The 22,838-nt window shown below is 44.4% G+C and carries 23 protein-coding genes and 1 other RNA gene; 22 read left to right on the top strand and 2 right to left on the bottom strand.

Annotation, left to right across the window (positions count from 1 at the left end; all coding sequences use genetic code 11):
- Positions 1-67 precede the first annotated feature (67 nt).
- From ulaG to PXH68_RS08850, 19 genes are all read left to right on the top strand, one after another.
- On the top strand, positions 68-1,159 hold the full coding sequence (gene ulaG, locus PXH68_RS08940; protein WP_044773542.1) for an L-ascorbate 6-phosphate lactonase: 1,092 nt from the start codon (positions 68-70) through the stop codon (positions 1,157-1,159).
- A 101-nt stretch (positions 1,160-1,260) separates the two neighbouring features.
- Positions 1,261-3,231, top strand: a complete 1,971-nt coding sequence (gene tkt / locus PXH68_RS08935) for a transketolase (protein WP_208561881.1) — start codon at positions 1,261-1,263, stop codon at positions 3,229-3,231.
- A 51-nt stretch (positions 3,232-3,282) separates the two neighbouring features.
- A complete protein-coding gene (tadA, locus tag PXH68_RS08930) occupies positions 3,283-3,786 on the top strand; it encodes a tRNA adenosine(34) deaminase TadA (protein WP_205030957.1) in 504 nt (167 codons plus the stop codon).
- A 61-nt stretch (positions 3,787-3,847) separates the two neighbouring features.
- Positions 3,848-3,937: signal recognition particle sRNA small type (gene ffs / locus PXH68_RS08925), an RNA gene on the top strand.
- Between the two features lie 207 nt (positions 3,938-4,144).
- Positions 4,145-4,687, top strand: a complete 543-nt coding sequence (locus PXH68_RS08920; protein ID WP_248027024.1) for an ATP-binding protein — start codon at positions 4,145-4,147, stop codon at positions 4,685-4,687.
- A gap of 81 nt (positions 4,688-4,768) precedes the next feature.
- On the top strand, positions 4,769-6,118 hold the full coding sequence (locus PXH68_RS08915) for a glucose-6-phosphate isomerase (protein ID WP_248027026.1): 1,350 nt from the start codon (positions 4,769-4,771) through the stop codon (positions 6,116-6,118).
- A gap of 220 nt (positions 6,119-6,338) precedes the next feature.
- Entirely contained in the window at positions 6,339-7,139 is an 801-nt protein-coding gene (locus tag PXH68_RS08910; protein ID WP_158456546.1) for an SDR family oxidoreductase, read from the top strand.
- Between the two features lie 9 nt (positions 7,140-7,148).
- Positions 7,149-8,969, top strand: a complete 1,821-nt coding sequence (locus PXH68_RS08905; RefSeq protein ID WP_248027028.1) for an HTH domain-containing protein — start codon at positions 7,149-7,151, stop codon at positions 8,967-8,969.
- Positions 8,970-8,998: 29 nt separating this feature from the next.
- Positions 8,999-9,475: a transcriptional regulator GutM gene (locus tag PXH68_RS08900; RefSeq protein ID WP_248027030.1), complete on the top strand. Its 477-nt coding sequence runs from the start codon at positions 8,999-9,001 to the stop codon at positions 9,473-9,475.
- A gap of 14 nt (positions 9,476-9,489) precedes the next feature.
- The gene (gene srlA / locus PXH68_RS08895; protein ID WP_158456342.1) at positions 9,490-10,029 is read left to right on the top strand and encodes a PTS glucitol/sorbitol transporter subunit IIC; all 540 of its coding nucleotides are present in this window, start codon (positions 9,490-9,492) and stop codon (positions 10,027-10,029) included.
- An 18-nt stretch (positions 10,030-10,047) separates the two neighbouring features.
- A complete protein-coding gene (srlE, locus tag PXH68_RS08890) occupies positions 10,048-11,037 on the top strand; it encodes a PTS glucitol/sorbitol transporter subunit IIB (protein WP_158456344.1) in 990 nt (329 codons plus the stop codon).
- Between the two features lie 32 nt (positions 11,038-11,069).
- Complete coding sequence (locus PXH68_RS08885) at positions 11,070-11,435, top strand: PTS glucitol/sorbitol transporter subunit IIA (RefSeq protein ID WP_248027031.1); 366 nt, start codon at positions 11,070-11,072, stop codon at positions 11,433-11,435.
- 120 nt (positions 11,436-11,555) lie between these two features.
- Positions 11,556-12,290: a metallophosphoesterase family protein gene (locus tag PXH68_RS08880; RefSeq protein ID WP_248027033.1), complete on the top strand. Its 735-nt coding sequence runs from the start codon at positions 11,556-11,558 to the stop codon at positions 12,288-12,290.
- A 70-nt stretch (positions 12,291-12,360) separates the two neighbouring features.
- On the top strand, positions 12,361-12,882 hold the full coding sequence (locus tag PXH68_RS08875) for a hypothetical protein (protein WP_205030962.1): 522 nt from the start codon (positions 12,361-12,363) through the stop codon (positions 12,880-12,882).
- Between the two features lie 109 nt (positions 12,883-12,991).
- Entirely contained in the window at positions 12,992-13,690 is a 699-nt protein-coding gene (gene dapD, locus PXH68_RS08870) for a 2,3,4,5-tetrahydropyridine-2,6-dicarboxylate N-acetyltransferase (protein WP_024376132.1), read from the top strand.
- Positions 13,691-13,699: 9 nt separating this feature from the next.
- Positions 13,700-14,827 carry an N-acetyldiaminopimelate deacetylase gene (locus tag PXH68_RS08865; RefSeq protein ID WP_248027036.1) on the top strand — a complete coding sequence of 376 codons (1,128 nt, stop codon included), beginning with the start codon at positions 13,700-13,702 and terminating at the stop codon, positions 14,825-14,827.
- 41 nt (positions 14,828-14,868) lie between these two features.
- Positions 14,869-15,411 carry a 5-formyltetrahydrofolate cyclo-ligase gene (locus tag PXH68_RS08860; protein WP_248027039.1) on the top strand — a complete coding sequence of 181 codons (543 nt, stop codon included), beginning with the start codon at positions 14,869-14,871 and terminating at the stop codon, positions 15,409-15,411.
- Positions 15,395-16,072: a rhomboid family intramembrane serine protease gene (locus tag PXH68_RS08855; protein ID WP_248027041.1), complete on the top strand. Its 678-nt coding sequence runs from the start codon at positions 15,395-15,397 to the stop codon at positions 16,070-16,072. The genes PXH68_RS08860 and PXH68_RS08855 overlap by 17 nt, the downstream gene beginning before the upstream one ends.
- Before the next feature lie 164 nt (positions 16,073-16,236).
- Complete coding sequence (locus PXH68_RS08850) at positions 16,237-16,692, top strand: hypothetical protein (protein WP_248027042.1); 456 nt, start codon at positions 16,237-16,239, stop codon at positions 16,690-16,692.
- Positions 16,693-16,759: 67 nt separating this feature from the next.
- Here PXH68_RS08850 and galU read toward each other — a convergent pair whose 3' ends face one another.
- Together galU and PXH68_RS08840 are read right to left on the bottom strand one after the other, a co-directional pair.
- On the bottom strand, positions 16,760-17,659 hold the full coding sequence (galU, locus tag PXH68_RS08845; RefSeq protein WP_205030966.1) for a UTP--glucose-1-phosphate uridylyltransferase GalU: 900 nt from the start codon (positions 17,657-17,659) through the stop codon (positions 16,760-16,762).
- 19 nt (positions 17,660-17,678) lie between these two features.
- Complete coding sequence (locus PXH68_RS08840; protein WP_248027045.1) at positions 17,679-18,695, bottom strand: NAD(P)H-dependent glycerol-3-phosphate dehydrogenase; 1,017 nt, start codon at positions 18,693-18,695, stop codon at positions 17,679-17,681.
- A 140-nt stretch (positions 18,696-18,835) separates the two neighbouring features.
- On the opposite strand from PXH68_RS08840, the gene PXH68_RS08835 reads away from it, so the two are divergent.
- From PXH68_RS08835 to PXH68_RS08825, 3 genes are read left to right on the top strand one after another with little or no spacing between them, the layout of a single operon-like run.
- A complete protein-coding gene (locus PXH68_RS08835; protein ID WP_248027047.1) occupies positions 18,836-19,285 on the top strand; it encodes a MarR family winged helix-turn-helix transcriptional regulator in 450 nt (149 codons plus the stop codon).
- Positions 19,278-20,984 carry an ABC transporter ATP-binding protein gene (locus tag PXH68_RS08830; RefSeq protein ID WP_248027049.1) on the top strand — a complete coding sequence of 569 codons (1,707 nt, stop codon included), beginning with the start codon at positions 19,278-19,280 and terminating at the stop codon, positions 20,982-20,984. Before PXH68_RS08835 ends, PXH68_RS08830 begins: the two co-directional genes overlap by 8 nt.
- Complete coding sequence (locus tag PXH68_RS08825) at positions 20,985-22,769, top strand: ABC transporter ATP-binding protein (protein ID WP_248027050.1); 1,785 nt, start codon at positions 20,985-20,987, stop codon at positions 22,767-22,769.
- Positions 22,770-22,838 lie beyond the last annotated feature (69 nt).

Here is a 22,838-nt window from a genome sequence, read left to right as displayed (position 1 = left end):
TTTGTGACCTGTTGCGCATATACTAGAAACATAGAAATACAATCAGCCTTATAGGAGGAATGAAAAAATGGCTAAAGTTCAAGATATTACAAGAGAATCATGGATTCTTTCAACCTTCCCAGAATGGGGAACTTGGCTCAATGAAGAAATTGAAGAAGAAGTAGTGCCAGAAGGCAACTTTGCTATGTGGTGGCTTGGAAATTGTGGTGTCTGGATTAAAACACCAGGTGGTGCGAACGTGGTCATGGACCTTTGGTCATCGCGTGGCAAGTCAACTAAAAAAGTGAAAGATATGGTTTGGGGACACCAAATGGCTAACATGGCAGGTGTTCGCAAATTGCAACCAAACTTGCGTGTGCAGCCGATGGTTATCGATCCATTCGCCATCAATGAATTGGATTACTACCTGGTATCACATGTCCACAGCGACCATATGGACATCAGCACTGCAGCTGCTATCATCAACAATCCAAAATTAGACCATGTCAAATTTGTAGGACCAGTTGAAAGTGGCGACATCTGGGAAAAATGGGGCGTTCCAGCTGACCGTATCATCCGTATCGCACCGGGCGACAGCTTTGAATTCAAAGACATCAAGGTACACGCTGTAGAATCCTTCGACCGTACTTGTTTGGTAACTCTTCCAATCGATGGCTACGAAGAAAATGGAGGCAAACTAGCAGGACTTCCTGTGACAGATGAGCTCATGGCTCGCAAGGCAGTCAACTATGTCTTTGAAACACCTGGTGGAACCATCTACCACGGTGCAGACTCCCACTTCTCAAACTACTTTGCAAAACACGGCCGTGACTTCAACATCGACGTTGCTATCAACAACTATGGTGACAACCCAATCGGTATCCAAGACAAGATGACCTCAATCGATCTTCTCCGTATGGCAGAAAACTTGCGTGCTAAGGTAATCATTCCTGTTCACTATGACATCTGGTCTAACTTCATGGCATCAACGGATGAAATCTTGCAACTCTGGAAAATGCGTAAGGAACGCTTGCAATATGATTTCCATCCATTCATCTGGGAAGTTGGTGGCAAGTATACTTATCCGATGGACAAGGACCGTATTGAATATCACCACCCACGTGGCTTTGATGATTGCTTCTTAGAAGACTCAAATATTCAATTCAAGGCCTTGCTATAAGAAGACAAGAGGGGCGGGACGCAAGTCCTGCCTTTTGAAACTGACAAGCGAAAACGCTTTATGGTATAATGTACCTATGACTTTTATAAAAGGAGAATAAGATGTCACAACTTTCAGTAAACGCAATTCGTTTCCTTGGTATTGACGCCATTGAAAAATCAAAATCTGGTCACCCAGGTATTGTTATGGGGGCAGCACCAATGGCTTACAGCCTCTTTACCAAGGAGCTCCGCATTAATCCAGCACAACCAAACTGGATCAACCGCGACCGCTTTATTTTGTCTGCTGGTCACGGCTCAATGCTCCTTTATGGATTGCTTCACCTTTCAGGTTTTGAAGAAGTAAGCATGGACGAGATTAAGAACTTCCGTCAGTGGGGTTCAAAAACACCAGGTCACCCAGAGTACGGTCATACAGCAGGTGTAGATGCGACTACAGGCCCTCTTGGACAAGGGATCTCAACTGCGACAGGTTTTGCCCAAGCAGAGCGTTTCCTTGCAGCTAAATATAACCGCGACGGTTTCCCAATCTTTGACCACTATACTTACGTAATCTGTGGTGATGGCGACTTGATGGAAGGTGTGTCTGGAGAAGCTGCGTCTTATGCAGGCTTGCAAAAACTAGACAAACTGATTGTATTGTACGATTCAAATGACATCAACTTGGATGGTGAAACCAAGGATGCCTTTACAGAAAACGTTCGTGCCCGTTACGATGCCTACGGTTGGCACACAGATTTGGTAACAGATGGTACCGATGTAGATGCCATCTTTGCGGCTATTGAAAAAGCTAAAGCAGCTGGCAAACCGTCCTTGATCGAGGTTAAGACTGTGATTGGTCACGGTTCACCAAACAAGGCAGGAAGCAATGCAGCCCACGGTGCGCCACTTGGTCCAGAAGAAACAGAAGCAACTCGCAAAGCACTTGACTGGAACTATGCACCATTTGAAATCCCAGCAGAAGTGTATGCGGACTTCAAAGCTAATGTAGCAGACCGCGGTGCCGCAGCCTACGATGCTTGGGTGAAATTGGTAGAAGACTACAAGCAAGCTCATCCAGAATTGGCTGCAGAAGTAACAGCTATCTTGGAAGGTCGCGAATTGGCGGAGTTGACAGAAGCTGATTTCCCAGTGTATGAAAATGGTTTCTCACAAGCAACCCGTAACTCATCACAAGATGCCCTCAACGCAGCGGCTAAGGTCTTGCCAACCTTCCTCGGTGGTTCAGCAGACTTGGCACACTCTAACATGACCTATATCAAGGAAGATGGTTTGCAAGATTCAGTAAATCCACTCAACCGCAACATCCAGTTTGGTGTTCGTGAATTTGCAATGGGAACTATCTTGAATGGTATGGCAGCCCACGGCGGACTTCGTGTCTATGGTGGTACCTTCTTCGTCTTCTCAGACTATGTCAAAGCAGCAGTTCGTTTGTCAGCCCTTCAAGGACTTCCAGTGACTTATGTCTTCACTCACGATTCAATCGCGGTTGGTGAAGATGGTCCAACTCACGAGCCAATCGAGCACTTGGCAGGACTTCGTGCTATGCCAAACCTCAATGTCTTCCGTCCAGCAGATGCGCGTGAAACACAGGCTGCATGGTACTTGTCATTGACCAGCAAGTCTACACCGTCAGCTCTTGTCCTGACTCGTCAAAACTTGACAGTTGAAGAAGGAACCGACTTTAACAAGGTTGCCAAAGGTGCCTATGTGGTTTACGAAGCAGAAGGCTTTGATACTATCCTTCTAGCATCTGGTTCAGAGGTTAACTTGGCTGTTAAAGCTGCTAAAGAACTAGAAGCTGCTGGTACAAAAGTGCGTGTGGTTTCTGTACCATCAACTGAGCTATTTGATGCCCAAGATGCAGCTTATAAGGAAGAAATCCTTCCGAATGCTATCCGTCGTCGTTTGGCGATTGAAATGGGTGCGACTCAAGGTTGGTATAAGTATGTCGGTCTTGACGGTAAAGTTCTCGGTATCGACACATTTGGTGCATCAGCTCCAGCCCAAACAGTTATTGACAACTACGGCTTCACAGTAGAAAACGTAGTGAAATTGGTTGGCGAATTGTAATAAACAATATAGAAACAGCCCCTTGGGGCTGTTTTTTGCTATAATAGACCTATGAATTACACACAAGAAGAAAAAGAATACTTTATGAGCCAGGCCTTGGCAGAGGCTGAAAAATCACTGGACAAGGAAGAAATTCCTATCGGCTGTGTCATTGTTAAGGATGGACAGATTATTGGCCGTGGGCACAATGCGCGCGAGGAACTCAATCAGGCTATCATGCATGCCGAAGTCATGGCCATCCAAGAAGCCAATCAAACAGTGGGAAATTGGCGTTTGCTGGATACGACCCTCTTTGTCACCATTGAACCCTGTGTTATGTGTAGTGGTGCCATTGGGCTGGCCCGTATTCCCCAGGTGGTCTATGGGGCTGCCAACCAAAAATTTGGAGCGGCGGGCAGTCTCTATGATATTTTGACAGACCAGCGGCTCAATCACCGTGTGGAGGTTGAAACGGGGATCTTGGAAGAATCCTGTGCCCAGATCATGCAAGATTTTTTTAGACAGCGCCGAGAAAGGCAGAAGACTGAAAAACGAGCTTTGAAAGCCCAAGAGTGATTAGACAAATCATCCATCTCACTCAGTCTCCGCTTGCACTTTAGTAAATTTGTGTTATAATAATAAACGGAGCAACATTCGTGCGTGAAGCGGGTCAGGGGAGGAATCCAGCAGCCCTAAGCGAAGTCGGGTGTGTGCTCTTTTTGCGTATAATCTAAAAACCCTTTGAAATCAAGCTTTCAGAGGGTTTTCTTTGGCTGATTTTTAGAAATAGGGGCAGTTTTAGCTGATTTATCCGTCTGAGGATGTATTTTTGGGGAAAAGTATTGCTTTTCTGAAAAGATAGTGTAAAATACCAATTCTTAAGAAATGTTTTGGAAACCTATGGTAGCATGATGGGTACAAAGGAGGAAAGCCTATGTTTTTATTTGCTTTTCCAGGTATGGGTAAGACGACCCTTGCAAAGAATTGGAGCAAGGTAGTCGATCTTGAAATGTCCGACATAAAATATGACAATAGTAGCGTCAGCCATCTAACAAAAGAAGAACGCAAATCCATCAAACGACCAATTAAGGATAAACAATACCGGCAGACTTATGTAGAAAAGGCCTTTGAGTGGGAGCAGGCTGGGAAAATCGTCTTGGTCGCCCTCAATTTTTTGCCTCGCATGTTGTGGGCCATGTGGCTGGCTGGGAAAAAGAATGTCCACATTTTCATTCCACACCCTTCCTTGAAGGAGGAGTACCGCCAACGGTATATCAAACGTGGCAATAATGCACGCTTTATCTTTGAGGTTATGCTGATATGGTATGTCACCTTATTGCCCCTCTATCTTTTATCCAAGTGCTTGCCACAGCTGATTACGGTGACAGAAGCGGGGGAGACCTTGGAGGATTACCAAGAGCAAATTCAGACCGAAAAAATGATTGCAAAAATTCTGTTCACGCAAACCATTTCATGAAAATGAATGAAAATTCACAAATCCCTTGAAAAAAATATGATAAAGCGTTATCATATTATGGTACACAAATGGAGGAAAAAGATGACACATATTACATTTGACTATTCAAAAGTCTTGGGCCAATTCGTTGGAGCTCAAGAAGTAGACTACATGCAACCACAAGTTACCCTTGCAGACCAAATGCTCCGTCAAGGAACAGGTCCTGGTAGCGACTTTATCGGCTGGTTGGATTTGCCAGAAAACTACGACAAAGAAGAGTTTGCTCGTATCAAGGAAGCAGCAGCTAAAATCCAAAATGAAAGTGAAGTTTTGGTAGTTATCGGTATCGGTGGTTCTTACCTTGGTGCTAAAGCAGCTATTGATTTCTTGAGCAATGCCTTTGTAAACTTGCAAACACGTGAAGAGCGCAAAGCTCCACAAATCCTTTACGCTGGAAACTCGATCTCATCAAGCTACCTTGCTGACTTGGTGGACTATGTGGCAGATAAGGATTTCTCAGTTAACGTGATTTCTAAATCAGGTACAACAACTGAGCCTGCCATTGCTTTCCGCGTCTTCAAAGAATTGCTTGTGAAGAAATACGGTCAAGAAGAAGCTAACAAGCGTATCTATGCGACAACTGACAAGGCAAAAGGTGCTGTTAAGGTTGAAGCGGACGCAAATGGTTGGGAAACCTTTGTTGTTCCAGATGATGTTGGCGGCCGTTTCTCAGTCCTGACAGCAGTTGGTCTTTTGCCAATCGCGGCAGCTGGTGCAGACATTGATGCCCTTATGGAAGGTGCAAATGCTGCTCGCAAGACCTATACATCTGATAAAATTGCTGAAAACCAAGCATACCAATATGCAGCTGTTCGCAACATCCTTTACAGAAAAGGCTATGTAACAGAAATCTTGGCTAACTACGAGCCATCACTGCAATACTTCAGCGAGTGGTGGAAACAATTGGCAGGTGAGTCAGAAGGTAAGGACCAAAAAGGTATCAACCCAACATCTGCTAACTTCTCAACAGACTTGCACTCTCTTGGACAATTCATCCAAGAAGGAAACCGCAACATCTTTGAGACAGTGGTTCGTGTTGACAAACCAAGAAAAAATATCTTGATTCCTGAAATGGCAGAAGACCTTGACGGTCTTGGCTACTTGCAAGGTAAGGACGTTGACTTTGTAAACAAAAAAGCAACGGACGGCGTACTCCTTGCCCACACAGATGGTGGCGTACCAAACATGTTTGTGACCCTTCCACAACAAGATGAGTTCACACTTGGTTACACCTTCTACTTCTTCGAGTTGGCGATTGCTATCTCTGGTTACCTCAATGCGATCAACCCATTTGACCAACCAGGTGTAGAAGCCTACAAGAAAAATATGTTCGCTCTTCTTGGCAAGCCAGGATTTGAAGAACTCGGTGCAGAATTGAACGCACGTTTGTAGGATAATTTCAATTATTGAACTAGATAGGAGCAGCTCCCAAAGGGGGCTGTTTTCTTTTTCTGATTTTTTTCAGTAAGATTCTGCAGTCAATAAAAATTTGCTATACTAGAAGACAAGAGACTTCTAGACAGTATTTTTTATCCATGGGAAAAAACCTGTCCTTAACTTTAAATCGTTTTCATTTTATACTGAGAATGTAAATAGAAAAGGAGGACAGATGATGACAGATTGGTTAGGAATCAAAGATAAGGTCTATGTTGTCACAGGAGGAAGTTCAGGGATTGGTCTAGCAATTGTAGAGGGCTTGCTTGAACAAGGAGCCTTGGTTGCGAATTTGGATATTCGAAATTCAGACCTGTCTCATGAAAACTTGTTGTTTGTAGAAACAAATGTGGCTAATCATCAAGCTGTAAAAGAGGCTGTATCCAAGGTAGTAGAACACTTTGGAACCATCGATGGTCTAGTGAATAACGCGGGGATAAATATTCCGAGCTTGTTGATGGATATCAAGACGGAAGCAGGCCCATATGAACTAGATGAAGACAAATTCGATCGAATGGTTGGAATCAATTTCAAAGGACTATTTTTTGTTAGTCAAGAAGTAGCACGGGTATTGGCAACTAAACAAGCTGGTGTTATTGTCAATATGGCATCAGAAGCAGGATTAGAGGGTAGTGAGGGACAGAGTATCTATGCAGCAACTAAAGGTGCCGTATACTCGCTGACTCGGTCATGGGCTAAGGAATTGGCCAAACATGGAATTCGTGTAGTGGGGATTGCCCCAGGGATTATGGAGGCGACAGGTCTTCGCACGATAGCTTATGAAGAAGCGTTAGCTTATACGCGCGGAAAAACAGTTGAAGAACTACGGGCAGGCTATGGAAATACAAGTACGATCCCGCTTGGAAGAAGTGGGCGACTGAGCGAGGTGGCAGACTTGGTTTGCTACTATCTTTCAGATAGATCAAGTTACATTACTGGTGTAACGACAAACGTGTCCGGAGGAAAAACCAGAGGTTAGGAAGAAGAAATGAGTTTAGAGCTAAACAAGAAAGCCTTATTGTACTATTTATCATCTCATGCTGGTGTCAGCTACGAGAACTTGGAAGAGAGATTGAACCTTTCCAAGCATTCTGTAAAGCTGTTGATTGAGGGGCTTTTGTATAGCTATGACCATATCTTTTCCATTCAGGAACAAGGTGGAAAATTAAGTCTGCATATCTTTGATGATACCGCTTTTAAGACCTTGGTAATTGAGGATTTGTTGTTGTCAACGGACTTGAACTCTTTCCACAAAAGGCAGGCCATTTTTTTCAAAATGCTTCTGGAGACAGATGACTATCTTTCAGCTGATAGTATCGCAGAAGCACTGGGCATTAGTCGGCGTAGCCTCAGTCGAGATATCAATCGGATGAAAGAGGTGCTTCAAACCTACTGCTTGCAGTTAGAATCTAAATCAGGTGTCGGCATTAAGATTGTAGGAGAGGAACTGCATAAGCGACTTCTTTACCTGTATGAAATCATGGACTATCTAGAGCCTGAGACTGGGTTGCCACAGGAGCTTCTAGATACTTATATGGATTTTATGGAAAGCCAACACTTTCCGATTGATGTAGAGCGAACCTTTCTAGCTACACTTAACATTACTGTGTTGAGGAGAGAACATGCTTTAAAAGACAATGTCTTGACTTGGTTTACTAGCCAGGATAAGTTGGACTTGCCATCGATTTTTTACGAGATATTAGCCTATTTTCTAGGTAGAGAGGTGACAGCTGCTGAAAGAGCCTTTTTGACTTTTCCAATGCAAATTGGGTTGCTGGCATCGGAGATCGGTCGGCCTGATATTTTGACCATGGCAGAGGATGTTTTATCGCTCACAGTTCAAGAATTTGGAATTAGTCTTGATATCGAAGAGAGTGCTCTTATCTTGCAACGTCACCTGGTTTACATGCTCAATCGTAGCGTTATGAAGTGGCAGTTCACAGAAATTAGTTTGAGAGAACAGCTGATTCAGAGTTCGTTCTCTAAGGTGGTTTCACAGTTTTTTGTAGATCGTATAGTGGAACGGACTGGTTTGAACATTTCTGACAAGGAAGTTGTTCTGTTGGCAGCTTGGATGGAATTGTTACTGGCTCGAAAGAGTAAGCCGTTGATTGCTAAAGTAGCGGTGATTACACAGTCAGGTCAGTCATTCAGCTATCTTGTTGACCACCAAATTCGTCAAATTTTTAACAGTGACATTCAGTTGGACTTTCTAGATTTTGTGAACCATCCGCCTTATGAAGAGTTGAATCGTACCTATGATTTGATTTTTACAGACAATCTTTTGTACAGTCAAGAATTATTTCAGCCCTTTTTATCATTGTCTTTGGTTACCAAGGAAAATCAAGCAGAGCGAGAGGCCTTGGAACGGACGGTATTAGGACGAAAAATACAAATGTATTGCCAAGTTGAAACCGTTCGATTTGATGAAACCAAAAGCTATGAAGCGAATCTAAGGATTCTACTAGATCAGCTAGTGGAGAAGGGGCTGATCCCACAGGAGGTCGTTGAAAAGTTAAAACAAAAAGAACAGGCTCATCCAGCTATTTCAGATAATGGCTATGCTTTTCCGCATTTGACGGATGTTAGTTTGGAACAAATCTGCATCGTTGTGTTGGAACAAGACCAGCTGCAGTTAGAAAGTCGTATAGGCACTCCTATTCGTGATTTTATCTTGCTATTTGTTCCTTCTGAACTGGATGACTTCAATCAAGATCTACTGTTTAATATATTTGATAATACTTTCCGAATGAAAGAAACCTTGCGTATCAAACAACGTTTGGGACTAGAAAACTGTGGTAAAAAATAGCTGATTAGCTAATAAGAATAGGAGGAAAAATGGATTCAGTTTATATTTTTGGAGCTGTTGTGATTGCTGCCTACGTTTTGCAAATCTACTTAGGTCTCAAACAGTTGAAGCATTTTAATGCCGCCTATTCTGAGTTGCGTCAGAAAGGCCGAGTAGCGATTGGGCGCCGATCAGGGAAGATTAAAGCTGGGACAATTGTAATGTTTGCCGTCGATAGAAACGGCAAGGTAGTCGATGCCAAGCGGATGCAGGGTGTGACAGTCGCAGCGCGCTTTAAGTCAATGCCATCCTATGTCGGTCAAGATATCCATTACCTAGATACTTACAACCCACTGGTTAGAAAGGAGAATAAGCTGTTACAAATTGCAATCGAAGATGCGAGGGAGCTATTCCTTAGAATTGAAGCAGGAAACTATGAGGATGTTCCGAAACTTGCACCAGTGTTAAGTGTGGGCAACCAATTGAAACTCTTGTCCACAAGGTTAAAATTACAATTTAAAAAATAGAGAAGGAGTTTACTATGGACTATATTGTGCAATTTGCCGAAGGATTTATGAATCTTTTTAAGCTGGGTGGAGAGACCTTTATCAGCTGGATGACAGGGATTGTACCTGTTGTTCTCATGCTCTTGGTGGCAATGAATACCTTGATTGCTCTTTTAGGAGAGGAGAAGGTGAACAAGTTAGCTCAAGCCTCTGCTAAAAATCCAGTTAGTCGTTATATGATTTTGCCATTTGTCTCTGCATTTATCTTAGGAAACCCCATGTCTATCAGTATGGGGCGCTTCTTACCTGAGTATTACAAGCCAGGATTTGTTGCAGCACAGATGCAATTCTGCCACACTTCAAATGGTGTTTTTCCTCACATTAACCCAGGTGAACTATTTGTATGGATGGGGATTGCTTCTGGGATTCAAACCTTGGGGCTCAATACAATGGATTTAGCCATTCGCTACCTGTTGGTTGGTTTGGTGATGAACTTCGTAGGTGGCTGGGTGACAGACTTTATGACGGCTTATGTATCAAAACAACAAGGCATTACGCTTAGCAAGACACTTTGATAGAAAGAGGAAACAGTTATGGCATATAAAAGCATTAAAGTGGTAAAAGGTAGTGGAGGATACGGTGGTCCGTTGGTCATTACTCCAACGGCAGAGAAACACAAGTTTATTTATATTACTGGTGGTGGAGAGAAACCAGCTATTGTAGATAAAATCGCTGAGTTGACAGGTATGGAAGCTGTAAATGGATTTAAAACATCGATTCCAGATGAAGAAATCGCACTTGCTATTGTTGATTGCGGTGGAACGCTTCGTTGTGGTATCTATCCTAAGAAAGGAATTCCGACGATCAATGTGATTCCAACAGGCAAAAGTGGTCCGCTAGCCCAATACATCAATGAAGATATTTATGTTTCAAATGTTGGAGTGGATCAGATTCGTTTAGCGGATGATTCGGATGAGGTGACTGTAACAAGTGTTGCAGAGGAGAAAAAACCAACTTACGACACTAGCAAAAAAATTACAGAACAGCGAGCTGAATCAAGCTTTATTGCTCGGATTGGTATGGGAGCTGGTAAGGTCGTTGCCACCTTTAACCAGGCTGCACGAGATGCCATCCAAACGATGTTGCATACCATTTTACCTTTCATGGCCTTTGTTTCGCTGTTGATTGGGATTATTCAAGGTTCTGGCGTAGGGAACTGGTTGGCCAAGTTAATGGTTCCGCTAGCAGGAAATATTTGGGGCTTGATTTTGATTGGTTTCATTTGCTCGCTTCCATTCTTATCTCCGCTCCTGGGGCCAGGTGCTGTTATTAGCCAGATTATTGGAACCTTGATTGGTGTTGAGATCGGAAAAGGCAATATCCCACCGCAAATGGCTTTGCCAGCACTCTTCGCCATTAATACCCAGAATGGCTGTGATTTCATTCCAGTTGCACTTGGTTTGTCAGAAGCGGAGTCTGAAACCGTTGAAGTTGGGGTGCCAGCAGTGCTTTACTCACGTTTCCTAAACGGGGTTCCACGTGTCATTGTGGCGTGGTTAGCAAGTTTTGGATTGTATAGTTAGATAGAAATAATAAATTAGGATAGGATAGAAGGATGACAAAAATTTTTGAAGCAACTATTGTAAGTGTTGGGGAACAGGCTCCAAGTATGATTATGGAAGCAAATATGCTGATTCTATTTGGCATGGAGGCTCCTGCAGATTTGGCAGACTACTGCTACAAGATAAGTAATAAGGATTTGTCAGGTTCTATCCGAGTTGGAGGTCAACTGGTTATTGATGGAAGAGCTTATCCAATCACAGCAGTTGGCTCTGTAGTGGAACAAAATCTTTCTGCCTTGGGTCATATCACGATTGCTTTAGATGGGTCCTCAGAAGGCTCTCTGCCAGGGACGCTTCATGTAGCAGTGGATAAGATGCCAGAATTACAGGAAAATAGTATCGTTCAGTTATTTGCATAACTATGGCCACCATTTCTCTTGTTTACTAGTCGGCAAATCATTGATTGTAGCTAGTAAACAAGGGATTTTTGTCTATCCAATTTCTTATGGTACAATAGTGCAGTAGAAATAGGAGATCGGATGAAAATAGAATTTTTTGTAGTAGGTGATATTCACGGTAAATTTGAATTGCTGCTCGATATTTTAAAAAAATGGGATGAAGAGAGACAACAGCTTATTTTTCTTGGTGATGTGATTGACCGTGGTGAAAATTCAAAGGGCTGTCTAGAGCTGGTCTGGCAGCTGGTGCGTGAAAAGGGAGCGATTTGTTTAACAGGTAATCATGAACGGATGTTGTTGGCCTGGTTGCGGAATCCTTTGGAACGCTATGACCACTATCGGAGAAATGGTGGCGATACGACCATCAATTCTCTACTGGGCCGTCCCTTGGATGCCCCTGTGGATGGTCTGGTGGATGCAAATGCGGTGATGGAGCAATATGCGGATATGATTGACTTTCTCAAGTCTTGCCCCTATCATCTGGAGACCGAGCGCTATATTTTTGTCCATGCGGGCATTGATCTGACCTTGACAGACTGGAGAGAGACTAGTGAGCATGACAAGGTTTGGTTGCGAACTGCCTTTCATGAAGCGGAAAATACCACAGGTAAAACCATTGTCTTTGGACATACCCCTGTTTACAATCTTTATCAGACCAAACTCCGTATCAGTCAGATTTGGACCAGTCCAGATGGAAAAATGGGAATCGACGGTGGAGCTGTTTACGGAGGGGTTCTACACGGCATTCATCTAGATACTGACGGGCTTGTGGCAGACTATAGTGTTGCTTGTGTGAAGGGGCAGAAATTTACCTAAAAATTAGAAGAATAGCTTTGACTTTTGATCCTTTTTATACTAATATATAAGTAAATAGGAGGAATAAATTATGAAAAAGAAACTCTTTTCGCTCTGTGCTACTGGCTTGGTGCTGCTTGGATTGACTGCTTGCTCTACGACAAGCAAAGAGTCAACAAGTGCCTCTTCATCAGAAGCATCTAGCTCATCTACCGTTGCATCCTCGACAACTGAATCTTCCAAAACAGTGCTCAAAGAGTCAACGGTGACCTACCTTACTGATGAGGAAATTCAAAACATTGTGACCATTGGTGATTTTAAAGCTGCCTTTAAATCCTTAATGGATTCTTATATTGCGGATTTCGAAGAGTTGATTGCCCAACTCCCAGAAGAGCAACAAGACACCTTATTGCAGACGAGAGATCAATTGGTTGTGTCACTAGAAGAGCAGTATGCACTTTTGGACCAACAGTTTGCAGTGATCGGTGGAGACGAAACAGAGATTCCAGCTGATGTCAAAGATATGCTGTTGACAACGGTGACGACTGTCCGTGACCAATTAAAATCCGCAATGGATTCTGCTCGTTCACAAGTGGAAGAATTGCTTCAGTAATTGATAGTTACATAAAAAAGAGAGTTTTTCATAGACTCTCTTTCTTTATACCAAATTTTCTGAAAATTTGATATAATGGTAAAAATACTTTTATAGATTGGAAAATATTATGACTGCACAAAAAATGACTGCCCAAGAGATCATTGCCTTTATCGGTAATGCTGTGAAGAAGACAACTGTTAAAGTAACTTTTGAAGGTGAATTGGCTGGGCCTGTTCCTGCTGAAGTGACAAAGCTTGGCAATGTCCTCTTCGGTGACTGGAAGGATGTCGAGCCACTCTTAGCAAACTTGACTGAAAATGTGGACTACGTTGTAGAACAAGACGGCCGCAATTCAGCTGTGCCCTTGCTTGACAAGCGTAACATCAACGCCCGTATCGAGCCAGGTGCCATTATCCGTGACCAAGTGACCATTGGTGATAATGCCGTTATCATGATGGGAGCAGTGATTAACATCGGTGCGGAAATCGGTCCAGGTACCATGATTGACATGGGAGCTATCCTTGGTGGTCGTGCAACGGTTGGTAAAAACAGCCACATCGGTGCAGGTGCGGTCCTTGCAGGTGTCATCGAGCCAGCTTCTGCCGAGCCAGTTCGTGTCGGCGACAACGTTTTGGTCGGTGCCAATGCTGTTGTTATCGAGGGCGTGCAAATCGGTAGCGGTTCTGTTGTGGCCGCAGGTGCTATTGTGACCCAAGATGTTCCTGAAAATGTAGTGGTAGCAGGTGTGCCAGCCCGTATCATCAAGGAAATCGACGCTCAAACCCAACAAAAAACAGCCTTGGAAGAGGCTTTGCGGACACTTTAAGAGGTAGCTATGCTAGATTTAATCGCGACACGTCGGGCCCTCCACCAGATTCCAGAGCTGGGCATGGAGGAGTTCAAGACCCACGCCTTTCTTATGGAAACTATCGAAGGTTTACTTCAAGATTGTACTTTTGCCCAAGTCCGCACTTGGAAGACAGGAATCTTGGTTTATCTGACAGGTTCTGCTCCAGAGAAAACGATTGGCTGGCGGGCGGATATTGACGGTCTACCGATCGTGGAGGAGACGGGCCTGGACTTCAAGTCCCTCCACCCAGACAGGATGCACGCCTGCGGACATGATTTCCACATGACCATTGCCTTGGGGCTTTTGGAGAAAATGGCAGAGCAGCAACCGAAAAATAATCTTCTCTTCTTGTTTCAGCCTGCGGAGGAAAATCTAGCAGGTGGCATGCTCATGTATGAAGCGGGAGCTTTCGGGGATTGGTTGCCAGATGAATTTTATGGGCTCCATGTTCGACCAGACCTCAAAGTCGGTCAAATGGCCACCAACCGTGCGACCCTCTTTGCTGGGACCTGTGAAGTCAAGATACGGTTTACAGGAAAGGGTGGCCACGCAGCATTTCCCCATACCGCAAATGATGCCTTGGTGGCAGCAAGCTACTTTGTGACCCAGGTCCAGTCGGTGGTCAGCCGTAACGTTGATCCGATTGAGGGGGCTGTGGTGACCTTCGGCTCCATGCACGCGGGTACGACCAATAATGTCATTGCGGAAACGGCCTTCTTGCATGGCACCATTCGGGCTTTGACCCAGAGCATGAGTCTTCTGGTGCAAAAGCGGGTGCGGGAAGTGGCAGAGGGAATCGCCCTGTCTTTTGGAGTGGAACTGGACATCGAGCTCAATCCAAGCGGCTATCTGCCTGTGGAGAACAATCCTCAGTTGGCGGATGAACTCATGACCTACTTTGAAGGTGTTGACGGAGTGGAGATGATTGACTGTCCACCTGCCATGACGGGTGAAGACTTCGGCTACCTGCTTAACAAGGTTCCGGGTGTTATGTTCTGGTTGGGTGTGGATACGCCTTATCCCCTTCACAATCCACGTCTCAGTCCCAAAGAGGAAGTGCTTCCCTTTGCTGTGGATAAGTTGAGCGATTTTTTGAAAATGAAAGCAAACTAGACTGGTTTTTCCGGTCTTTTTCTGAAAAGAAAGGAGTTCCTGTGGATAAAAAAGAAATTCGGCAAGAGGTCTTGCAGAGATTGAAAGCCTTGACTAGTAGCCAGCGAGCAAGATGGAGTCAGCAACTAACAGAAAGGCTCCTTTCATCTGACACCTATAAGTGCTCAAAGTCGCTTGGGACCTACCTTTCCATGCCCCATGAGTTTGACACTTTTTACCTGATTGAGCAGGCTCAAAAGGACGGCAAGCAGATTTTCATCCCTAAGACCTATTCACAAGGGCGTATGGATTTTGTAGAATATAATCCTGATGATTTGGTGAAATCTAGGTTTGGAGTTTGGGAACCTGGGACTTATTCACAACCTGTGGATAAGTCTGTGGTTAAGTTGATCCATGTTCCTGGTTTAGCTTGGAATCAAGCGGGTTTTCGAGTGGGCTATGGAGGCGGTTTTTATGATCGCTACCTAGCAGATTATCAGGGGGAGACGGTATCGACTTTGACAGACTTTCAAGTCTATGATTTTGAACCAGATGTATTTGATATTCCAGTAAAGGAGTTGTTGATTTTTGAAGAACTTTTTTGATAAGCGCTATCCTGTGACCAATGCCTTGTTGGCAGTCACGGCTCTTGTTTTTCTTTTGATACAAGTGTTTCGATTTGGGCAGACCACTACAGCCTATACGATTTTTGAATTCGGTGGAATGTACGGTCAAGTGGTGCGTTATGATCCGACTCAGTTGTGGCGCTTGATTTCCCCTATCTTTGTCCACATTGGTTGGGAACATTTCTTGTTTAACAGCTTCACTCTCTATGCCTTGGGATATCAGTTGGAGCCTTTATTTGGCAGTCGGAGGTTTTTCTTGCTCTACCTTCTTTCGGGAATCATGGGAAATGTCTTTGTTTACTTCTTTACTCCTGGAGTTGTTGGTGCAGGCGCCTCCACTTCCTTATTTGGATTGTTTGCTGCTATGGGCTTCTTACGTTATTACAGTAGAAGTGCCTATCTTCAGCTCCTGGGGCAGCGTTATACAGCTTTGCTCTTGATCAACCTAGCCTTGGGGCTCTTTAATCCAGCTATTAGTATGGCAGGTCATATTGGTGGGGCTATCGGTGGCTGTTTGGCAGTGGTTTGTCTGCCGCCAAGACTGGAAAAACAAACCTTTACTGCCCAGCAGACAGGATGGGCCCTTGTGGGCTATCTACTCTTGTTTTTTGGTCTCTTATTTGTAGGATTTTTGTTTTAAAAGGACCGTTTCAGTCGGTCTTTTTTTGTGGAATAACCAGAGCATACAAATAATTGCTTTTTTACAGAAAAGACTGTATAGTGAATGGAGAAGCTAGATCGGCCTTGTGGATAAGTCCTTCGAGTAGTCAAGGCTCTAGCCAATAGGACATGGGAGGGTCTGACTTGGGATATTTTTTGTTGGCACTTGTATCTTTTCTTGCTTATCTGGCAAGCGAGGGACACTGGTATGATTACCGCAGAAAAGTAAGAAGTGGTGAATTGAGAGACCGTGGAGATTTGTTTTATACACAGGCTAGCCAATTCACACCTTCAGCTCCAATTAGTTTGTTAGAAATCTATAGGCAGTTGCCAGAGGAAGAGTGCAGGAGATGGGGCATCAGCTGTCAGTTGAAAGAGCAAGAGCTGATTTTTCAATTGCATCCGCTACTTGGCTACCATCGCATGGATTTTAAGATAGAAGCGCGCATGGTCCAGTCGCCTCTGTCGGGTTGCTTGCTGTATTACATTAGCCATTGGCAGGAGCGTCATCCTGAATTGGCTTTGGAGCAGTGTAATCGTCTGTTGACAATGCTTGAAGAAGCCTTATTGTTGTTGGATTCTCGTTTGGAAATACATTAAGAAAGGACAGGTTATTTCCCTGCTTAGCTCAGGGGAATAGCCTGTCCTTGTTTTTTTATTGGTTTGATTATTCTGCGTCTTGGAGTTGTTGAGCGAGCTCAATGATGTAGTCTTTGACATCATCTTTGACCTGTGGATGGGTCAATGCGTAGTCAATCGAAGTTTTCATGAAGCCAAATTTATCTCCGACATCATAACGTTTGCCAGTAAATTCACGAGCAAATACGCGCTGTGTCTTGTTGAGGGTATCAATGGCATCTGTCAACTGGATTTCATTGCCGGCACCTGGTTCTTGATTTTCCAAGATATCAAAGATTTCAGGTGTCAAAAGGTAGCGACCAATAATGGCAAGGTCAGATGGTGCATCTTCTGGTTTTGGTTTTTCTACAAAGGTTTCAACACTGTAAAGGCCGTTGACTCCTTCACCATGAGGTGCGATGACACCATATGATGAAACTTCTTCATGTGGAACAGGCATCACTGCGATGGTAGAAGCATGTGTTGCTTCATAGTCTTCAATCAGCTGTCTGGTGATTGGTTTAACAGACTCATCGGTGATATCCATGAGGTCATCGCCTAGCATCACGACAAAAGGTTCATTTCCAACAAAGGCTTTGGCTTGCAAGACAGCATCTCCCAATCCTTTTGGATAGCTTTGGCGAATGAAGTGAAGGCGAATGGCAGTTGCATCATCCACCAGTTTCAAGAGGTCATCTTTTCCTTTCTCACGTAGGTTATGTTCCAATTCAAAGTTTGAGTCGAAATGGTCTTCGATGGAACGCTTTGATTTATTGGTTACGACCAAGATATCTTCGATACCAGAACGAAGGGCTTCTTCAAAGATGAATTGGAGGGTTGGCTTGTCAACGATTGGCAACATCTCTTTGGCAAGGGCTTTAGTTGCTGGAAGGAAACGTGTTCCCAAACCTGCTGCAGGGATAACGGCTTTTCTAACTTTTTTTGTCATGATGGATTCTCCTTATTCTTTATGACCATTCATTTTCCTGGCGGAATTCACCAGACATGATTTCTTGGATAGCATCTTGGATACTTGCCCCTTGGTAAATCACGCTGTAGATGGCCTGGGTAATAGGCATGTAAACACCCAATTCTTGTGCCAATTCGTAGGCTGCTTTGGTAGTGGAAATCCCTTCGATAACCATGCCCATATTGGCTTCGATATCTTCGAGTTTCTCTCCTTTGCCAAGCAAATCGCCGGCTCGCCAGTTACGAGAGTGAACAGATGTACCTGTAACAATCAAGTCGCCGACGCCAGATAGACCGCTGTAAGTCAAGGGATTGGCCCCCATGGCTACACCGAGTCGGGTAATTTCTGTTAATCCACGAGCAATGATAGCTGCCTTGGCATTATCACCGTAACCGAGGCCGTGAAGGGCACCTGCACCAACTGCGATGATGTTTTTCAAAGCACCCGCTGTTTCCACACCGATGACATCATTGTTGGTGTAGAGGCGGAAGTAGCGGTTGCTAAAGAGATTTTGGACGTAGGTTGCAGTTTCCAAATCTTTCGATGCGGCAGAAATTAAGGTTAAATCGCGGACAATAGTTTCTTCTGCATGGCTTGGTCCTGAAACCACAACGATTTCTGATCGGAGTTCAGCAGGAATCTCTTCTTCCAAGACCTCTGACAAGCGCTTGTGACTATCAGGCTCCAGACCTTTAGAAGCGTGCATCACAACGACCTTGTGCTTGAGAGCTTGGGCCACTTGCTTGGCAACCAGACGGGTCACCTTGGTCGGTACAACGAAGAGAACGGCATCCACACCGTCTAAGGTTTCTGCCAAATCCTTGTAGCCTTTAATCTTCTCGTCTAGGACGATCTCTTTGAAATACCGTTTATTGGTATGCTGTTCATTGATTTCGTCAATTTGTTCAGGAATATTTCCCCAAATACGGACCTGATGGCCGTTGTCATTGAGTACCTGTGCGAGGGCTGTTCCCCAAGAGCCAGGCCCTAGGACAGCGATGGTTTGTTGACTCATATGCTTCCCCTGTAATAATATTTTCTCCATTATACCATAGATGTTTTTTTTTGGAAAATGGCAGAGCAGAAACTTGACAATAGTTCTCTAGAAAACTATAATAGTTCTCATGCTAATAAATTGATTGGGAAGGATCTATCATGGGACACACCATTGCAGATTTTCGGAATCTATTAAATCAGATTGAACAAATCAGTGAAACCATTGCAAAGGAATATGATGTGGAACACCTGGCAGGTCCACAGGGTTGGGCCTTACGTTTCATAGCGGAACGGTCTGAAGTTGAAACCTTTGTAAAAGACATTGAAGCCGAGCTAAAGATTTCCAAATCCGTTACCAGTAATCTGGTCAAGCGAATGGAGAAAAACGGCTTTATTCAGGTTTTGCCATCTCAGGTTGACAGACGTTACAAGCAGGTGGTCTTGACAGAGAAAGGTCAGAGCAAGATTTGTCACCTAAAAGCCTTTCATGAGGAAATGCACCGCTCGCTTTTTCAGGGAATTCAGAAGGAAGAATTTCAACTGATTAAGCAGGTTGCCGATCAATTAAAAGAAAACATTCGAAATTATAAGGAGAATTACCATGTTTAAACAAGCAATTCTACGCTATAAATGGTATGCCTTGGCCTGTATCACCTTGACATCGATTGTCGTTATTACGACCCTCTTGCAGCCCAACTACTTAAAGGATGTCTTGGCAGCAGTCTTGGCTAATGACAAGGAAGAGATTGTTCGTGTGGGCCAGTTGCTCTTGGTGATTGCGGGGATTGGTCTCTTGGCTGGTCTGGCTAACACTATTGCTGCGGCGAAAATTTCACAAGGGGTATCTGCGGATATTCGTGAGCAAACCTTTCGCAAGATTCAGAGCTTTTCTTATGCTAACGTTGAAGAATTCAATGCGGGGAACTTGGTCGTTCGGATGACCAACGATGTAACCCAGATTCAAAACTTGACCATGATGCTCTTTACCATCTTGCTACGGGTTCCCCTCCTCTTTATCGGAGCCTTCATCATGGCGGTACGGACCATGCCAGAACTCTGGTGGATGATTATCCTCATGGTGGTCTTGATTATGGCCATTATGGCAGTTGTCATGGGGCAAATGGGACCACGTTTTGGGAAATTCCAGTCCCTTATGGATAAGATGAACAGTATTGCCAAGGAAAACCTACGGGGAATCCGAGTAGTCAAGTCTTTTGTACAAGAAAAAAATCAGTATGCCAAGTTCAAGAAAGTATCCAATGAACTCTTGGACCTCAACCTTTTTATCGGCTATGGTTTTGCTATCTTGCAACCCTTGATGATGTTTATCTCTTACATGGCGATCTTTGCCTCGCTCTACTTGGTGTCTGGGATGTTGAAAACCAACATGGAAGCAGTTGGTGGCTTTACTTCCTTTATGAGCTACCTCATGCAAATCATGTTTGCCATTATCATGACTAGCTTTATGGGGATGCAGGCTTCACGTGCTGCCATTTCTATTAAACGTATCAGTGAGGTCTTGGATACGGAGCCTGCAATGACCTTCAAGGATGTGGCGGATGAAGAATTGACTGGTAAGATTGTCTTTGACAATGTTAGCTTTACCTATCCACACGATACCGAGCCGACGTTGAAAAATATCTCATTTGAGATTGAACCAGGGCAAATGGTCGGTGTGGTTGGTGCAACAGGTGCGGGTAAATCTACTCTTGCTCAGCTGATTCCGCGTTTGTTTGACCCGCAAAAAGGAACGGTATCCATCGGTGGCCGGGACTTGAAAGAAGTAAGCAAGAACACCCTGCGTGATACGGTATCGATTGTCTTGCAAAAGGCTATTCTCTTTTCGGGAACCATTGCAGACAGCCTGCGTCAAGGGGCACCTGGTGCTGATTTAGCAAAATTGGAGCGGGCCGCAGGTATTGCCCAAGCCAAAGAATTTATCGACCGCTTGGATGATACCTATGAGAGCCAAGTAGAAGAACGAGGAAATAACTTCTCTGGTGGTCAGAAGCAGCGGATGTCCATTGCACGTGGTGTGATTGGCGAGCCTAAGGTTTTGGTCTTGGATGACTCGACCTCAGCCCTGGATGCCAAGTCTGAGAAACTAGTCCAAGAGGCTCTCAACCATGATTTGAAGGGGACAACAACTGTCATCGTTGCCCAGAAGATTTCTTCTGTTGTCAAAGCTGATAAGATTTTGGTTCTTGACGAAGGTCGTCTGATCGGCCAAGGTACCCACGCTGAGTTGGTAGCTACGAACGATGTCTACCGTGAAATCTACGAAACACAGAAAGGGAGGGAGGAATAGATGAAGACGTTACGTTTTTTCTGGTTTTATTTTAAACGCTATAAACTGTCCTTTGCTGTGATTTTTCTAGCCATTGTGGCAGCGACCTACTTGCAGGTTAAGACACCTGTTTTCCTTGGAAATGCCATTACAGAAATGGGAAAAATTGGACAGGCTTACTTTGCTTCGGTACAAATGGGTCAGTCAAATTTCAAACCTGACCTGTCTGATTTTAACGGGGTTATGCTCAATCTTTTCTTTGCCTATGCGGCGACGGTTGTGGCTTCCTTGATTTACACCCTCCTCTTCACGCGTATCGTGGCACATTCGACCAACCGTATGCGTAAGGGCTTGTTTGGCAAGCTGGAACGTTTGACAGTTGCCTTCTTTGATAGCCACAAGGACGGGGATATTCTTTCTCGCTTTACCAGTGATTTGGACAATATCCAAAACGCTTTTAACCAGTCCTTGACCCAAGTGGTGACCAACATCGCTCTTTATGTTGGTATGGTCATCATGATGTTCCGTCAGGATACTCGCTTGGCCTTGGTGACCATTGCTTCTACGCCAGTTGCCTTGATTGCCTTGGTCATTATCATCCGCCTATCACGGAAATACACGGATAAGCAACAGGCTGCGGTATCTAAGCTCAATGCCTACATGGACGAGAAAATTTCTGGACAAAAAGCGATTATTGTACAAGGTGTACAGGAAGAAACGATTGAAGGTTTCTTGGAACTCAATGAAGAAGTTCGCCGTACGACCTTCAAGGGTCGCTTGTTTGGTGGAATTCTCTTCCCATTTATGAATGGGATGAGCTTGGTCAATACGGCTATTGTTATCTTTGCAGGCTCCAGCATTGTTCTCAACGATAGCTCGCTGGAAACAGCTGCCGCACTTGGTTTGGTGGTGACCTTTGTTCAATATTCGCAACAGTATTACCAGCCAATCATGCAGGTTGCTGCCAGCTGGGCAGAATTGCAGTTGGCTTTCACAGGAGCTCATCGTATTCAGGAAATGTTTGATGAGCCTGAGGAAGTTCGCCCTCAAAACGCTCCGCTATTTACCGAATTAAAAGAAGGTGTTGAAATCAAGGACATCGACTTTGGCTATCTGCCGGGTCAGAAGGTCCTGGACAAGGTGTCAATCTCTGCTCCTAAGGGCAAAATGGTGGCGGTCGTTGGGCCGACGGGGTCTGGTAAGACTACCATTATGAACTTGATCAACCGCTTCTACGATGTCAATGGTGGTAGCGTGGCCTTTGACGGTCGCGATATTCGGGAATATGATTTGGATAGTTTGCGGGATAAGGTCGGTATTGTCTTGCAGGAGTCGGTACTCTTCTCTGGCACTATTGCGGACAATATCCGCTTTGGCGATGAGAGTATTTCGCAAGAAATGGTGGAAACCGCAGCTCGTGCCACCCATATTCATGACTTTATCATGAGCTTGCCAGAGGGATATGAAACCTTTGTGACCGATGATGAGAATGTCTTCTCCACAGGTCAGAAACAGCTGATTTCCATTGCCCGTACGCTCTTGACAGATCCGCAGGTCTTGATTTTGGACGAAGCAACGTCTAACGTTGATACCGTAACGGAAGCCAAAATTCAAAAGGCTATGGAGGCCATTATCGCAGGACGGACCAGCTTCGTTATTGCCCACCGCCTCAAAACCATTCTCAACGCGGATGAAATCATCGTCCTCAAAGACGGAAAAGTTATCGAGCAAGGCAATCACAGCCAGCTCCTTAAACAGGGCGGCTTCTACGCCGAACTCTACCACAACCAGTTTGTGTTTGAATAGTAAAAAATAACAGCCAAGATAAGCAGGCCACAATCCTTAAACTTTTAGGATGTGGTTTATCTTGGCTGT

It is taken from the genome of Streptococcus sp. 29896 (genome assembly GCF_032594915.1).
GTDB classification, from domain to species: domain Bacteria; phylum Bacillota; class Bacilli; order Lactobacillales; family Streptococcaceae; genus Streptococcus; species Streptococcus suivaginalis.
The sequence above is the reverse complement of the archived record's forward strand: the minus strand, read 5'-3'. Positions and strand labels throughout refer to the sequence as shown.